Origin of the sequence: Streptomyces sp. WMMC1477 (genome assembly GCF_027460245.1) — a bacterium.
Classification (GTDB): domain Bacteria; phylum Actinomycetota; class Actinomycetes; order Streptomycetales; family Streptomycetaceae; genus Streptomyces.
This window is the reverse complement of record NZ_JAPZBD010000003.1, coordinates 4,032,511-4,047,261: the sequence shown is the minus strand read 5'-3', so window position 1 is coordinate 4,047,261 and position 14,751 is coordinate 4,032,511. Positions and strand designations below refer to the sequence as shown.

The following is a 14,751-nucleotide window of genomic DNA, read 5'->3' as shown; positions in this document are numbered from 1 at the left end:
TGTGTCCCCTACTTTAGCCACAGGGTTACGACCAGCGCAAATCCATGGGTCGCCCGCCAGGCTCAGGCCGACAGCTCGGAGTGCAGCGCCTCGCTGAGCCGGGCCGCCCGCTCCGCCACGGCCGCCGGCCCCAGCTCCACGGCCAGGGCGCACCAGCGCCGTCCCTCGGCCAGCTCGTTGCGGCGCGCGGCCAGCAGGCCGAGGCGCAGCGCCGCCCGGCCGTGGCCCGCCTCGGCGGCACGGGCCCACCACAGGGCCGCCTCCGGCTCCGCCCCCTCCCGGGCCAGCAGCAGGCCGAGGTTGAACGCGCCGTTCGGGCTCCCCGCCTCCGCGGCCGTGCGGTACCAGTGGGCCGCCTCGACGACCTCCCCCCGGGCCGCCGCGCACATGCCCACCCGCACCTGCGCCCGTCGGTGGCCGCCCCGGGCCGCCGCGGCGTACCAGCGTTCGTACTCCGGCGGATCCTCGCCGTCCCGGTCGTCCCCGCCGCCTGCCGACGTCCCGGCCGGTGCACCAGCCCCGGCACGCTCGGAAGAGCCCGCGGACATCCGGGCCGGTCCCGGCCGCCCGGACGGGACCGAAGCCTCCGTCGCCCCGGACGCCCCGGCCGTGCGGCGCTCCAGCAGGGAGGCCAGCCGGAAGGCACCCTCCACGCTGCCGCCCTCCGCGGCGCGGCGCAGGACGCGCTCGGCGGCGTCCTCCTCGCCGTCCCGCAGGAGCGAGCCGCCGACCTGCAGGGCCGCCCCCGCGTGGCCGGCCTCGGCGGCCTGCCGGTACCAGTGCAGCGCCTCGCGCTCCGCCCCGCGCCCGGCGTTCAGGATGCCGAGGTTGAAGGCCGCGTCCACACTCCCGCCCTCGGCGGCCTTGGAGAACCACGGCTCCGCGCCCTCGGTGTCCCCTCGCTGGAGCAGCAGCACGGCCAGCGCGTTGGCCGCCTCGGTGTGACCGGCGTAGGCCGCCTTGCGGTACCACTGCTCGGCCTGGGCCTCGCGGCCCTGCCCCGCGCAGAGCAGGCCGAGGTTGAACGCGCCGTTGATGTCCCCCGCGTCCAGGGCCGCCAGGTACCAGCGCTCCGCCTCCTGGCGACGGCCGCGCTCGGCGTGCAGCGCGCCCAGGGCGTTGGCGGCGTTCCCGTCGCCCTCCCGCGCGGCCCGCAGCCACCACTCCTCGGCAGCCTCCTCGTTCCCGCCGTCGCGCAGCAGGAAGCCGAGCGCACAGGCGGCACCGGGCTCTCCCTCGCCAGCGGCGATCAGGTACCAGCGGCCGGCCTCCCGCGCTTCTCCGCGTTCCTCCAGGATCACGCCGAGGCGCAGAGCGGCTCCGCGGTGGCCACGGGACGCGGCCTGCCGGAACCAGGACTCCGCGGCCGTGGAGGCGCCGCCCGCGCTACTGGCGGCCGGGAGGCTGAGCAGGCCCATCCGGTAGGCGGCCTCACGGTGCCCGCCCTCGGCGGCGGCCCGGAACCACGCCTGGGCCCCCTCCTCGCCGCGATGGTCGAGTAGATCGGCCAGGGCGTAGGCACCCAGGGTGTGCCCCGCCTCGGCCGACTGCCGCAGCCAGTAGTCGGCCGCCACCTCGTCACCGCGTTCCCGGTGGTGCCGGCCGAGCGCGTGGGCGGCCGCGGCCGAACCGGCCACGGCCGCGGCCCGCCACCACTCGGCAGCCTCGTCGGCACGGCCGCGCTGGTGCAGCAGCACTCCGAGGTTGTTGACGGCGGCCCGGTCCCCGGCCGCGGCGGCGGCCCGCAGGTGCGGCTCTGCCTCGTCCAGCTCGCCCCGGCGCAGGAGGGCGGCACCGAGTGCGCTCAGGCCGCCGGCCCCTGCCGGGGACGGCACGAGCGGTTCGTCGGGCCCTGCGGTGCGGACGTCACGCACAACTCCGGCATTCCGGCGCTCTGTGTAGCCAAGCCCTGTCATCTCCCCCATAACGTCCATCGTCGCACCACCTGCAACCCGGGTACACCCGGTATACCCCAACCCACTAGGTCACTTCAGCGTTTTGTCGACTTCCCGATATAACGAGGGCTCAAACCCAGTTGTTGGAAGGAGAGTTGACAACGGGCGCGATCGACGGCCGACACCGGACAAGCGGAAGGGCCCGGAGTGAATACTCCGGGCCCTTCCGTTCAGTAGCGGGGACAGGATTTGAACCTGCGACCTCTGGGTTATGAGCCCAGCGAGCTACCGAGCTGCTCCACCCCGCGCCGTTGTGTTCACAACTCTAGCACGGCGCGGAGCGTGCTCGTTTCACCCCCCGTCGCCCTCGCCGTCCTGGCCGCCGCCCTCGCCGCCGCCTGCGCCGCCACCGTCGCCGCCCTGGGCGTCCTCGGCACGGCGCAGCGCGTCCTGAAGGTCGTCCTGTGCGCGCCCGTAGGCCTCCCAGTCGCCCTCGCGCAGCGCACGCTCACCGGCCTCGTAGGCGTCCTGGGCGTCCGACAGGGCCTCGGACAGCTCCGTCGGGCTTCCCGGCTCGGCGGGCTGCTCCGGCTGGTCGGGCTGCTCCGGCTGGTCGGCCGGGGGCTCCTCGGGCTGGTCGCCCGGTGGCTGCTCGCTCTCGCCGCTGACGGAGAACACCCCGTTGAGGGCTTCCTCCAGCGTGTCCTCGTAGGCGATCTCACCGCCGTAGGCCGCCAGCACCTTACGCATGCGGGGGTAGTTGGTGTTGGCGCCCTGGACGTAGAGCGGCTCGATGTAGAGCATGCCGTCGTCCATCGGGATCGTCAGCAGGTTGCCGTACTCGACCTCCGAGTCACCTCTCTCGAGGATGTTGATCGACTCGGCGATCTGCGGATCGGAGTTGAAGCGGCTCTGCACCTGCTGTGGGCCGGAGACCTCCAGGGACGTCGGCACCTTGAGGATGCGGATCGTGCCGTAGTCGTCCTTGGCCGCGTCCGACTCCACCGCCATGAACGCGCTCAGCGTCTCGCGGTTGTTGGGGTTGAACGTGGTCGTCAGCGAGAAACTCTTCGCGTCCTCCCCCGGCATCTTCATGCTGAGGTAGTACGGCGGCACCGGCTCGTCGTCCCGCGTCCGGTCGATCGGGATCTGCCAGCGCTCGCTGCCGCTGTAGAACTGGCCGGCCGTGTCGACGTGGTAGCGCGTCAGCAGCTCCCGCTGGACCTTGAAGAGGTCCTGCGGGTAGCGCAGGTGCCGCATCAGGTCCTCGCTGATCTCCTCACGCGGCTCCACGGTGCCCGGGAACGCCTTCATCCAGGTCTTGAGCACCGGGTCCTTCGTGTCCCACTCGTAGAGCTTCACGTCGCCGCTGTAGGCGTCCACGGTGGCCTTGACCGAGTTGCGGATGTAGTTGACCCGGTCCTGCTGGGCGATCACGGTGCGCTGGCCGTCGGTCAGCGCGTCCTGCGTGGTGTCCCCGAGGGTCGTCCGCGACGAGTACGGGTAGCCGTTGGACGTCGTGTAGGCGTCGACGATCCACTGGATCTTGCCGTCGACCACGGCCGGGTACGGGTCACCGTCGATCGTCAGCCAGGGCGCGACGGCCTCGACCCGCTCCTTGGGCGTGCGGTTGTACAGGATCCGCGAGCCGTCGCCGATGGCGCCGGAGTACAGGATCTTCGGTTCCCCGAAGGTCAGCGCGTACGCGGCGCGGTTGAAGGTGTTGGAAATGTCGACGCCGCTGTCGCCCTCGTAGGTGTACAGCTTCTCCTGGTCGTCCGCGACGTAGTCCAGCTCCTGCTGGGGGCCGCCGACGATGGAGTACATCGTCGTCTTCTCGCCGTAGTAGACGCGCGGCTGGTAGTCGGGGAGCTGCCCCTGCGGCGGCAGGTCGCTCTCGGTGAAGACCGGGGTGCCGCCGCCCTCCTCGTAGTCCACCTCGGTGCCCTTGGCCGCGACGACGCCGTAGCCGTGGGTGAACTTGAAGTGGTCGTTGATCCAGTTGCGCTCGGTGACCCCGCCGATGTTGATCTCACGCAGACCGACGACGGTGTCCTGCTCGCCGCCCTCCGCCGTGGCATAGCGGTCCACGTCGAGGTCGTCGGGGAACGTGTAGTAGCCGCGCACCTGCTGCTGCTGGCGGAAGGCCGGCGAGACGACGCTCGGGTCGAGGAGGCGGATGCTGGCCGTGTCCCCCACCGAGTCCCGCGCCTCCTGGTTGCGCTGGGCGTCGTCCGTGTCGGCCTGGTCCTCCGGCGGCCCCTCGAAGTTCGAGAACTGGACGTCGTCGATGCCGTAGGCCTTGCGGGTGGCCTCCATGTTCTTCTGGATGTACGGCGTCTCCTTGGCCTGCTGGTTCGGCTGGACCTGGAAACGCTCGACGATCGCCGGGTACAGCCCGCCGATGAGGATCGCGGAGAGCACCAGCAGACCGAGGCCGATGACCGGGAGCTGCCAGGTGCGCCGCCAGAGCGCGCCGAAGAACAGCAGGGCGCAGATCGCGGCGATGAAGAACAGGATCGTCTTCGCCGGGAGGTAGGCGTTCGCGTCGGTGTAGCGCAGCCCCGTCCAGTCGCTCGTGCCCCGGATGTCACTGGACTTCACCGCGAGCCCGTAGCGGTCCAGCCAGTACGCCACCGCCTTGAGGGCGACGAAGAGGCCGAGGAGCACCGACAGGTGGCCGGTGGCCTGGGTCGTGGCCCGGGCCCCGGGCGTCGTGACGCGCAGACCGCCGTAGAGGTAGTGCACGATCGCCGCGGCGATCAGGGAGAGCACGACGACGGCGAAGCCGAAGCTCAGCAGGAAGCGGTAGAAGGGGAGGTCGAAGGCGAAGAACGAGATGTCCTTGTTGAACTGGGCGTCCCGTTCTCCGAACGACGTGCCGTTCACCCACATCAGCCAGGTGCGCCACTCCCCCGAGGCGGAGGCGCCGGCGATCAGCCCGACCAGGGCGGCGACGCCGAGCAGGATCCACTTCTTGAACGGCGCGATGGCCATCCGGTAGCGGTCCAGGCTCTGCTGCTCCAGCGACATCGCGCTCAGTGGCGGGCGCAGCCGGTGCGCGAGCCAGACGTTGAGCCCGACGGCGACGGCCATGAGGACGCCGAACACGGCGAACAGGCCGATCTTGGTCCACAGCGTGGTGGTGAAGACCGTCGTGTAATTGAGCGACCGGTACCAGAGCCAGTCGGTCCAGAACCCGGCGAACATGACGAAGAGCATGGCCAGCACGGCCAGCACGCCTGCTGTCAGCAACAGCGTCTTGGCACGCCGGGATGGCTGGCCGACTCTGATCCGTGGCCCGGAGGGGCCCCCTGAGCCCCGGTCCGGCATCTGGAAAGCCAAGGTGCGCACCTCGAAGATCGCGATGGATGATGCGGGCCCCGTACCACAGGGCTCGTCTGGTCAACTTAACGAAGCTTTACTCGGTTCCCGTTCCCGGGGCTTCAGAAGGCACGATATGGGCATGAGCAACCTCCCCCTTGACGGAACCCCGCCCGCCGCGTCCCCGCTGACCCGTGCCGTACTGGAGATCGACGAGTACGCCGCCGGGCTCGGCTGGGACCAGCCCGCCCGACTCTTCGCCCTCGTCGACACCGCGCAGCTGCGGGAAGAGGAGCCCGAGCTGGCCGAACGCCTCGGCCTGGACGACGGCGACACCGGACCGGCCGTCGGCCTCACGCCCATCGAGCAGGACGAACTGCCCCCCGGCGTGCCGCTGGACGAGTTCCTCGGCACCATCGCCTGGCCGGACGCCGTCACCGGCTGTGCCCTGAGCATCGAGCGGCTGATGCTGCCCCCCACCGCCGAGACCTCCCTGCCGAAGGACCTGGACGAGGAAGCGCTCACCGCCTGGGTGGCCGAGCACCCCGAGCGCCAGGAAGTGCGGATGACGGTCGGCGTCCTGCGCGACGGAGGCCGCGAGGCGGCGCTGCGGCTGCGCGAGAAGGACGCCACGACGGAGGTGCTGACCGGGGAGAACCTGGTCCCCGGGCTGGCCGAGGCGCTGACGGCCACCCTCTCCGGCTGAGCCGCACGCCGAGCCGGACGGGGGGGGGCTCGGTCGGCGGTGGTGCCGCGGGCCCGGCTACGGGCCGCGGCGTCGGAGGGCCGCCGGATCGGCGGTGGGCCGTCGTCGGCGCGGGGCCGGTGGGCCCGCCCGGTCAGCTCGCGGTGCAGCGGGGCAGGGCGTCCGTGTCGTCCTCGCGGATGCTCTCCAGGGCGTCCAGCGCGTCGTCGATCGTGGCGACCTTCACCAGGGTGAGGCCGTCCGGGCGGTCCCCCGCCGCCGTCGGACAGTTGGCCTCGGGGGTCAGGAAGTAGCGCGCCCCCGCGTTCCGGGCGGCCCGGGTCTTCATCGTCACGCCGCCGATCGGGCCGACCTCCCCGTCCGGGTTGATCGTTCCGGTACCGGCCACGAAGGTGCCGCCGGTGAGGTCCTCGGGGGTGAGCTTGTCGGTGATGCCGAGGGCGAACATCAGCCCGGCGCTGGGGCCGCCGACGTCGGCGAGCTTGATGTCGATCTCGAACGGGAAGGTGTGGGCCGTTCCGGCCTCGATGCCCACGATGGCGCGCCCGTCGCCCTCGGCCGCCGTGGTGGTGATGGTGACGTCGCGGGTCTCTCCCGCGGCCGGGTCCTCGCCCGCCTCCTCCGCGTCCGTCGCCTGCTGGACCGGGACGACGGTGAAGACGACCTCCTCCCCCGCCTCGTGCTCCGTGACCAGCTCGGCGACGTCGGACGGCTCGTCGACGGGGCTGCCGTCCACCGCCTTGATGACGTCACCGGCGCGCAGCACGCCTTCGGAGGGGCTGTCCCTGACCACGGCCTTCACCACCGTGCGGGTCGCCACCGGGATGTCCAGCTCCCGCAGGGCCGCGACCTTGGCGCTCTCCTGCGACCGGGTGAACTCCTCGGCGTTCTCCTGCTCCGCCTCCTCGACGGTCGTGCCCTCCGGGTACAGCGTCTCGTGCGGGACGACGGCCGAGTCGTCGGCGAACCAGCCGTAGAGGGCCTCGCCGAGGGTCATCCGGTAGTCCGCGCTGGTGACGCGGACGGTGGTCATGTTGAGGTTGCCGGACGTGTCGTAGGAGCGGCGGCCGTCGATGCTGAGGACCGGTTCGTCGCCGTACTCGCCGAGCGTGTTGACCGTCGGCCCGGGTGAGAGCTCCGCGTAGGGGACCCGCACCAGGGCCACCGCGCAGAGCATCGCTATCAGGAGGAGCGCGGAGGCGAGCATCGAGGCGTGGCGGCGAGGCATGCCCCGACACTACGGGACCCTCCGCTCAACCGCCCGCTCGGGACGGGCCGTCCGGGGAGGAGGGCGCGTCCGGGACGGTGGGCGCCTCCGGGGAGGGGGCGGGCGGCGCCTGCGGCGTTCCCGGGGCGGCCGCGGAGCGCGCGGGTATCCGGTAGCGGTCCGCCGCGGCGCTCTCCATGGCGCTGCGGAAGGCGTCGTACCCGGCCACCCCGGCGGCGTCGCCCGAGCCGTTCTCCGGGGACTGCCGGGCGGCCCAGGAAGCCCAGAAGGCCGCCGCTATCACGCCCGCCAGGGGTATGAGCAACCAGACCAGCGACGCCATGCGAACCTCCTTCGCGGACCGGCCCGCCGAACCGCCGCGGACGGCGGAGGCGGGCACGGCGGACGGATCGGGAGATTCCACTCTTGGGCCGGGCGCCGGGCCACGCAACCGGAACCCGGCGCGCCGGTCAGCAGGCGCCGACCCACTCCTCGGTGCCGTCGGCGAAGATCTGCTGCTTCCAGATGGGAACCTCGTGCTTGAGGTCGTCGATCAGCTTGCGGCAGGCGCTGAACGCCTCTCCCCGGTGCGGGCAGGAGACGGCGACGACGACGGCCAGGTCCCCCACGGCCAGGTCCCCCACGCGGTGCACCGCGGCGAGCCCCCGCACCGGGAACTCGGCGGCGACCCGCTCGGCGATCCGGCGCATCTCCGCCTCCACCGTGGGGTGGGCCGAGTAGCCCAGCCGGGAGACGTCCGCGCCGCCGTCGTGGTCGCGGACGGTGCCGACGAACAGCGCCGTGCCCCCGGCCGCGCTGTCCCCCACCGCGCGGAAGACCTCGTCGAGCGAGAGAGGCGTCTCGCGGATCGCCAGCAGCCGGATCGGGGCGGCCGCACCCTGTTCGCCGGGGTGCTGGGCCGCGTCGTGCGTGTGTGCCATGGGCTCATGCTGCCGCACGGGGACGGGATTCGGAAACACGCTTCCGTCCTCCGGTCACCTCCGGTCGCGGTCGCCCCGGCGTCCCGGGGCACGGATGGGCGTTCCGCGTCACCGGCCGCGGCGCCTGCGGGCGCGGCGGACCAGGGCGGCCGTGCCCACCAGGGCGACCGTCGCGCCGGCGGCCCCCAGCGTCGTCGCGGCGTCCTTACGGCCGAGCCGGCGCCCGGCCACGGCGTGCCGGCCCTCCGCCTCCTCCAGCAGCTCGGCCAGCACCTCCTCGTTCGTCCACTTCGGCCGCCAGCCCGCGTCGTGCAGCCGCGAGCCGCTCACCACCCACGGGTACATCGTGTACGCCAGGTCACCGGCCGGGGACGGGGTGAGCCCGAGGCGGTGCAGCCGCGCGGCGGCGCCGAAGGCGACGGCCGAGGGCAGCTCCATCCGGCGGATGCCGGACAGCTCCTCGACCTCCTCCTGCTCCAGCCAGCCGTCGCAGCCCACCGCCAGCTCGCCGTCCACCTTCTCCAGCGCGGCGAACTCCAGCGCGCTCACCAGGTCCTCCACGTGGCAGAACTGCCAGCACGGGCGGGAGCCGGCCACCACGAGCAGCCGCGGGGACTCGAAGTAGCGGGTCAGCGCGGTGTCCATGCCCCCGACCATGACGGCGGGGCGCAGTACGGTCACGTCGAGCCCCGGGTGGGCCCGGGGCGCCCGCTGAGCGAGCCGCTCGATCTCCAGCAGGTCGCCCACGCCCGTCGCCTCCGCGGTCGCCCGCAGCTCGGCGTCCTCGGCGAGGGGGATCTCGTTCTCCGGCAGGGCTCCGTAGACCATGGCGGAGGTACACAGCACGACACGGCGCACCCCGGCCGCCGCGGCCGCCGTGAGCACCGTCTGGGTGCCGCGCACGTTGAAGGCCGTACGGGCCTCCGGGTCCGACTCCAGGTCCAGGTCGAGGGCCAGGTGCACGACGACGTCGGCCGGCTCCCCTCCGTCGTCACCGGTGCGCAGCCGGTCGGCGAGGGCGGGATCGCGCACGTCGAGGGTGTGCCACTCCACTCCCTCCGTCTCGCCGCGCCGCTCGTCCAGCGCGATGACCTGCCGGATCTCCGGCGAGGCGGCCAGCCGCTCGGTGAGCAGCGCGCCGATGCCGTCGGCGGCGCCGGTGACGGCGACGACGGGGCCGGAAGTGCCGTTTCGCGCTGCGCGAACGTGGTGCTCAGGGGAACTCACCGGGCTGCTCCAGTGGTTGTCTCTGGTACGGGTGCGCAGGACCCATCCTGCCTGACAGGTGTCTAGGCTGGAGGGAGTGCCCGCGAAACGGGCGGTCCCGCTCGGTATGGACGCTTCATACGGACGCAGCCGCCCGACGCCGCGGTTCGGCGTGGCGCCGATGCGTTTGCGCGTGGACGCCGCCGCACCGCGCACCGACCCGATCCGACCTACCGACAGAGCCGAGGACTTTCCGTGAGTGACACCCCATTCGGATTCGGCCTTCCGCCGGAGGAGCCGGAGGACGGCGACGACGGCAGGAAGAAGGGCGGCGAGGGCGGTAACCCGTTCGGCTTCGGCGGCATGCCCGGCGGCACGGGGGACCCGAACAACCCGCTCGCCGCGATGTTCGGCTCGCTCGGCGGCCCCGGCGGGATGAACCCGGGCGACCTGGGCGCGGCCTTCCAGCGCCTCGGCCAGATGCTCAGCTACGAGGGCGGCCCGGTCAACTGGGACATGGCCAAGGACATCGCCCGGCAGACGGTCGCCCAGGGCGCCGCCGACGGCTCGAAGGACGCCAGCGTCGGCCCGCAGGAGCGCGCCCAGGCCGAGGAGGCCCTCCGGCTGGCCGACCTGTGGCTGGACGGCGTCACCTCGCTCCCCTCCGGAGCCGCCGCCACCGTGGCGTGGAGCCGGGCGGAGTGGGTCGAGGCCACGCTGCCCGTGTGGAAGGAACTGGTCGACCCGGTGGCCGAGCGGGTGGGCGCCGCCATGGGCGACGTCCTGCCCGAGGAGATGCAGGCCATGGCCGGGCCGCTGCTCGGCATGATGCGCTCGATGGGCGGCGCGATGTTCGGCACCCAGATCGGGCAGGCCCTCGGCGTGCTCGCCGGCGAGGTCGTGGGCTCGACCGACGTCGGGCTGCCTCTCGGCCCGGCCGGCAAGGCCGCGCTGCTGCCGCGCAACGTGGCGGCGTTCGGCGAGGGCCTCGGCGTCCCGCAGGAGGAGGTGCGGCTCTACCTCGCACTGCGTGAGGCCGCCCACCAGCGGCTCTTCGCCCACGTGCCGTGGCTGCGCTCGCACCTGTTCGGCGCCGTAGAGGGCTACGCCCGGGGCATCGCGGTGGACACGGCCAAGCTGGAGGACGTCGTCGGACAGCTCGATCCGAGCCGCCCCGAGGAGCTGCAGGAGAAGCTCCAGCAGGGCATGTTCCAGCCGGAGGACACGCCCGAGCAGAAGGCGGCGCTGGCCCGGCTGGAGACGGCGCTGGCTCTGGTGGAGGGCTGGGTGGACGCCGTCGTGCACGCCGCCGCGCAGCCGCACCTGCCCGCGGCCGACGCCCTGCGCGAGACGCTGCGCCGCCGACGGGCGACGGGCGGCCCCGCCGAGCAGACCTTCGCCACCCTGATCGGGCTGGAGCTGCGGCCCCGCAGGCTGCGCGACGCCGCACGGCTGTGGGCCTCCCTGGCCGACGCCCGGGGCCCCGAGGGGCGCGACGGGCTGTGGGCGCACCCCGACATGCTGCCCACCGCGGCCGACCTCGACGACCCGGACGGCTTCGTCCACCACGAGCAGCCCGACTTCTCCGAGCTGGACAAGATGCTCGGCGTGGCGGCCGAGGGCACCTCGGACACCGGCGAGCCGGGCGAGGAGCCGGGCCGGGAGGGCGAGTCCGGCGAGGAGGGCCAGGGCGGCAGAGGGGACGACGCGCGGTGAGCCTGCGGGACGACGCGGTGCGGGTGCTGAAGGAGTGGCCCGCTCCGGACGCCGGGCAGGAGACGCTGCGCGGCGCCTACCTCGACCACCTGGCCGCGCGGCACGACGCGATGTGGCGCTCCTGCGACACCGGCCACCTCACCGCGAGCGCCCTGGTGGTGGACGCCGAGGCCGGCCGGGCGCTGCTCACCCTGCACGGGAAGCTGCGCATGTGGCTGCAGATGGGCGGCCACTGCGAGCCGCGGGACACCACGCTGGCCGGTGCCGCGCTGCGGGAGGCGACGGAGGAGTCCGGCATTCCGGGGCTCAGGCTGCTGCCGGGCGGCCCGGCGCGCCTGGACCGGCATCACACGCCGTGTGCCTGGCACCTGGACGTGCAGTACGTGGCCCTCGCCCCGGCCGGGGCCGTGGAGGCCGTCAGCGAGGAGTCGCTCGAGCTGCGCTGGTTCCCGTTCGACGAGGTGGGGCGGGCGGCCGACGCCTCCGTCGTCCGTCTCACCGAGCGGGCCCGCGCACTGCTGTGACGCCGCCGGGCCGGATCCCCGCCGTGATGCGGGGATCCCGGCCCGGCGCCCGTCTGCCGGTCGGTCGTCGGCCGGTCGCTCGGCCGTTGTTCGGTCGCTCGGCCGCTCGGCCGTTGTTCGGTCGCTCGGCCCGCCGGTGAAGAGCGTCAGTTGGTGAAGATGCTGCCTCCGGTGGGCCGGTCCATGCCGAACTGGCCCCTGACCCCGCCGCCGATCTGCGCGTTCTGCGGCGGCAGCAGCTCGCTGGGCTGAACGAGGGCGAAGCCCTCGCCCATGAAGTTCAGCTCCCAGCCCTCGCCGGTGCTGCCCCGGCGACGCCAGACACCCGAGGAGCTGGTCTGCGCCTGCATCTGGACCGTGAGCGCGGTCGACCAGGCGACGACGGCGTCCGAGTCCACACTGACGTATCGATCGGGGGTGACCGGCATCATCAGCGGCTTCCCCGACGTCATCAGGGCCACCTGACCGTGCCCGGTGATCAGCAGGTTGTACTTGCCGGTTCCGGCGATGCCGTACTGGCTGTCGACGCTGATGACCTCCCAGTGCAGCCCCGTGTCGAGCGCGAGTACATAGGAACTGTCCACCGTCAGGCCGTCCCGGCCGACGTCGACGATGTGGACGTCCTGGGCGAGGTTGGCGAAGAAGACCGTCCCGTTGCCCGAGCAGCGCATCAGGTCCAGGTGTTCGCGGCCCATGCGGCGGCGGCCGTGCTGGTGCGGCTCCCCGTCGAACTCGACCTGCCCCTGGTAGGCGACCATGCTGCCCTTGCGGGCCAGCACGTCCCGGTGCCCGTCGATGACGACGCGCAGGAGCTTGTCGTTCTGCAGCCCGAACGGCGGTGCGTCCTGCACCTCGACGTGGGCGAAAAGCGGACTCTGCATCGTGTGTTCCTCCCCCTCAGCCGCGCACGCGCAGGCGGTCGGCGCTGTCCTCGCTGGGCTGGACGACGACGAAGCCCTCGCCGGAGAAGCCGAGCTGGAAGGCCTCGCCGCTGCCGCGTCCGATCAGAGACGACGCCTTGAAGCTGCGCTTGCCCTTCACCTTCAGCCTGGTGGACCAGGCCACCAGCGCGTCCGGGTCCACGTACGTCTCGTCCTCGCCCCGGCCGCAGTCGACGACGACGGGTGTGCCGCGCGAGGTCAGCGCCACCCATCCGGTACCCGCGATGGTGACGTTGAACAGGCCCTGGCCCGCGAGCTTGGCCAGCCCCTTGACCCGCTCGACACCCCACTGGAGCTGGGCGTCGAAGGCCAGGACGTTGGTGCCGTTGACGGACAGGGAGTCGTCCGCGAGGTGCAGGACGACGACCTCGGCGCCGTAGTCGGCGAGGTAGAGCAGGCCGTCGCCGTGGCAGCGCATCAGGGGCGCGCCCTCGCCGGTGAGCCACTGGGCGGCTTGCTGCCGGACGGCGGGCGGGTTGGGCTCGTACTGCACGAAGCCCTCGTAGGAGATCATCGATCCGGTGCGGGCGTAGACGTCCCGGCCGGAGGCCATGGCCACCTTGAGGATGTGGCTGCCGTGGTTCTCCATCCGCGCGGCCGGCGGAGTCGGGGCGAAGCCCGCGAGCTGGTTCTGGGTCATGACGGGCTCCCTCAGACCTCGTAGGGCTGGACGACGATGAAGTTGCCGGGCGCGCCGCGGAACTGGAGGTTCACGCTCTCCCCGCTGTGGCCCGGGTAGGCGCTGCGGCGCAGCCGCACCTGGCTGGAGACGATGACCTGGGCCGCGGACGACCAGGCGACGACGGCCTGTGCGTCGGCGTACGTCATCGGCGTGACGGGCAGCACCACGGGGGTGCCGTGCGTCTTGACCACGACGGTTCCGGTGCCCTGGAACTGCATGGTGAACAGCACGCCACCGGGGATGCCGTGCCCCTCGATGCGGCGGACCTCGTAGTGGAGCGTCTCGTCGAAGGCCAGCACGTTCTCCGCGGAGACGCAGATGCCGTCACCCTGGAGCTCGATCGGGTGGAGATAGCTGCTCTCGTCGGCGAAGAAGACCTGCCCGCGCCCGGCGCAGCGCATGAGCTGCATCTCCTGCCCGGTGGCGTGCCCGACGACCCGGCCCATGAAGCCGGCGCCCTTGTGGCTGAAGTCCACGTCGCCCTGGTAGAGCACCATGCTGCCCTGGCGGGCGAGGACGGGCTGCGGGTCGCTGCCGAGGTCCACCCGGACGAGCTGGCTGTTCTGCGCCGTCCACCGCTGACCGACGGGCGCTTCCCGGTATTTCTCCAGGCTGACCCGCAGCCCGCCGCCGCCCTGCTGCGGCACGGTGTAGCCGCCTGCGGCGCCGGGAACGGCGGCCCCGGGCGGGCCGGGCGGCTGCTGCCCGAAGCCCGGCGGGGTGTGGACGCCCGGCGGGGGCTGCGGCGGCCCCGGGGGCTGCGGCATCGAGGGGGCGCCCGGCGGGGACAGCGGCGCGGCGATCGTCGGCGCGGCGTGCTGCGGCACGGCGGCGGCCGGCTGCGGGGGCTGGACGGGGGCGGGCGCCGGTGCCTGAGCGGGGACGGGCGCCGACGGCGCCCGGGCCGCGGGAGGCCGGGCCACCGACTGCTGGCCGCCCGGCGGCGGGGCGAAGCCGGGTGCGGGGGCCGGAGCCGGGGCCTCGGGGCCGGGCGGCGGGGCGAAGCCCGGGGCCGCGGCGGGGGCGGAGGGCGCCGCGGGCTGCTCCTGCTCGTCCGCGACCTCACCACCGAAGTGCTGGAGCAGGGCCGCCAGTCCGCCGTCGAACCCCTGGCCGACGGCGGCGAACCGCCAGAGGTCCTTGAAGTAGATGTCACCGAGCATGACGGCCCGCTCGGTGCTGAACTCCGTGCCGTCGAAGGAGTAGCGGGCGACTTCCTCGCCCCCCGCCACGATCCGCAGATAGCCCGGGGAGACGTTCGACAGCTGGCCCTCGCCGTCGAGGGTGGCGGTGAACGACAGGCGGCGTACCGCGTCCGGGATCTTGTCGAGCGTCACCCGGAAGGACTCGGTGTCCCCGGCCTGGGGCCCGAGCTGCTGGATGGCCTCCTCGGGGGATTTCGGCTGGTTGTAGAAGACGAAGTAGCGGTCGTCCGAGAGCTGTTCATCGCCGTCGAGGCCGAAGCAGCTGATGTCGAACGTCAGCCCGGGGCCGCCGATCTGCACGCCGACGTACAGATCGGTCCCCGCCGTCAGGTCACTGAGTTTGGCCTTGTGGCCCCGCTGGAATTGCCTCGCCATGCGTAACGACCGTCCCCCATCCGTGCCGG

Annotated in this window: 12 protein-coding genes and 1 tRNA gene; 3 read left to right on the top strand and 10 right to left on the bottom strand. The window is 73.0% G+C overall.

Features of this window, described 5'->3' with window-relative positions; genetic code table 11:
• Nucleotides 1–62: 62 nt before the first annotated feature.
• From O7609_RS18210 to O7609_RS18200, 3 genes are all read right to left on the bottom strand, one after another.
• A complete protein-coding gene (locus O7609_RS18210; protein ID WP_269735932.1) occupies nucleotides 63–1,934 on the bottom strand; it encodes a tetratricopeptide repeat protein in 1,872 nt (623 codons plus the stop codon).
• 195 nt (nucleotides 1,935–2,129) lie between these two features.
• A tRNA-Met gene (locus O7609_RS18205) sits at nucleotides 2,130–2,203 on the bottom strand.
• Nucleotides 2,204–2,246: 43 nt separating this feature from the next.
• Nucleotides 2,247–5,228, bottom strand: a complete 2,982-nt coding sequence (locus tag O7609_RS18200; protein WP_269737214.1) for a UPF0182 family membrane protein — start codon at nucleotides 5,226–5,228, stop codon at nucleotides 2,247–2,249.
• A gap of 133 nt (nucleotides 5,229–5,361) precedes the next feature.
• Between O7609_RS18200 and O7609_RS18195 the strand changes: the two genes are divergently transcribed.
• On the top strand, nucleotides 5,362–5,925 hold the full coding sequence (locus O7609_RS18195) for a PPA1309 family protein (protein ID WP_269735933.1): 564 nt from the start codon (nucleotides 5,362–5,364) through the stop codon (nucleotides 5,923–5,925).
• Nucleotides 5,926–6,058: 133 nt separating this feature from the next.
• Here the strand turns inward: O7609_RS18195 and O7609_RS18190 are convergent, their stop codons facing one another.
• The 4 genes from O7609_RS18190 to O7609_RS18175 form a co-directional block, all read right to left on the bottom strand.
• Nucleotides 6,059–7,153 (bottom strand): YlbL family protein, encoded by a 1,095-nt coding sequence (locus tag O7609_RS18190; protein WP_269735934.1) that lies wholly within the window; start codon nucleotides 7,151–7,153, stop codon nucleotides 6,059–6,061.
• Between the two features lie 25 nt (nucleotides 7,154–7,178).
• A complete protein-coding gene (locus O7609_RS18185; protein ID WP_269735935.1) occupies nucleotides 7,179–7,475 on the bottom strand; it encodes a hypothetical protein in 297 nt (98 codons plus the stop codon).
• Nucleotides 7,476–7,602: 127 nt separating this feature from the next.
• Nucleotides 7,603–8,073, bottom strand: a complete 471-nt coding sequence (locus O7609_RS18180; protein ID WP_269735936.1) for a molybdenum cofactor biosynthesis protein MoaE — start codon at nucleotides 8,071–8,073, stop codon at nucleotides 7,603–7,605.
• A 108-nt stretch (nucleotides 8,074–8,181) separates the two neighbouring features.
• Nucleotides 8,182–9,300: an SDR family oxidoreductase gene (locus tag O7609_RS18175; RefSeq protein WP_269735937.1), complete on the bottom strand. Its 1,119-nt coding sequence runs from the start codon at nucleotides 9,298–9,300 to the stop codon at nucleotides 8,182–8,184.
• Between the two features lie 234 nt (nucleotides 9,301–9,534).
• Here O7609_RS18175 and O7609_RS18170 point away from each other — a divergent pair, with 234 nt between their 5' ends.
• Nucleotides 9,535–10,995: a zinc-dependent metalloprotease gene (locus tag O7609_RS18170; protein WP_269743896.1), complete on the top strand. Its 1,461-nt coding sequence runs from the start codon at nucleotides 9,535–9,537 to the stop codon at nucleotides 10,993–10,995.
• A complete protein-coding gene (locus tag O7609_RS18165; RefSeq protein ID WP_269735939.1) occupies nucleotides 10,992–11,519 on the top strand; it encodes an NUDIX hydrolase in 528 nt (175 codons plus the stop codon). Before O7609_RS18170 ends, O7609_RS18165 begins: the two co-directional genes overlap by 4 nt.
• A gap of 146 nt (nucleotides 11,520–11,665) precedes the next feature.
• Here the strand turns inward: O7609_RS18165 and O7609_RS18160 are convergent, their stop codons facing one another.
• The 3 genes from O7609_RS18160 to O7609_RS18150 are packed head-to-tail and all read right to left on the bottom strand — an operon-like array spanning nucleotide 11,666 to nucleotide 14,722.
• Nucleotides 11,666–12,400, bottom strand: coding sequence for an AIM24 family protein (locus O7609_RS18160; RefSeq protein ID WP_269743895.1), 735 nt, complete (start codon nucleotides 12,398–12,400; stop codon nucleotides 11,666–11,668).
• 16 nt (nucleotides 12,401–12,416) lie between these two features.
• Nucleotides 12,417–13,100, bottom strand: a complete 684-nt coding sequence (locus tag O7609_RS18155) for an AIM24 family protein (RefSeq protein WP_269735941.1) — start codon at nucleotides 13,098–13,100, stop codon at nucleotides 12,417–12,419.
• A gap of 11 nt (nucleotides 13,101–13,111) precedes the next feature.
• Complete coding sequence (locus O7609_RS18150; protein ID WP_269735942.1) at nucleotides 13,112–14,722, bottom strand: TerD family protein; 1,611 nt, start codon at nucleotides 14,720–14,722, stop codon at nucleotides 13,112–13,114.
• Between the last annotated feature and the right edge of the window lie 29 nt (nucleotides 14,723–14,751).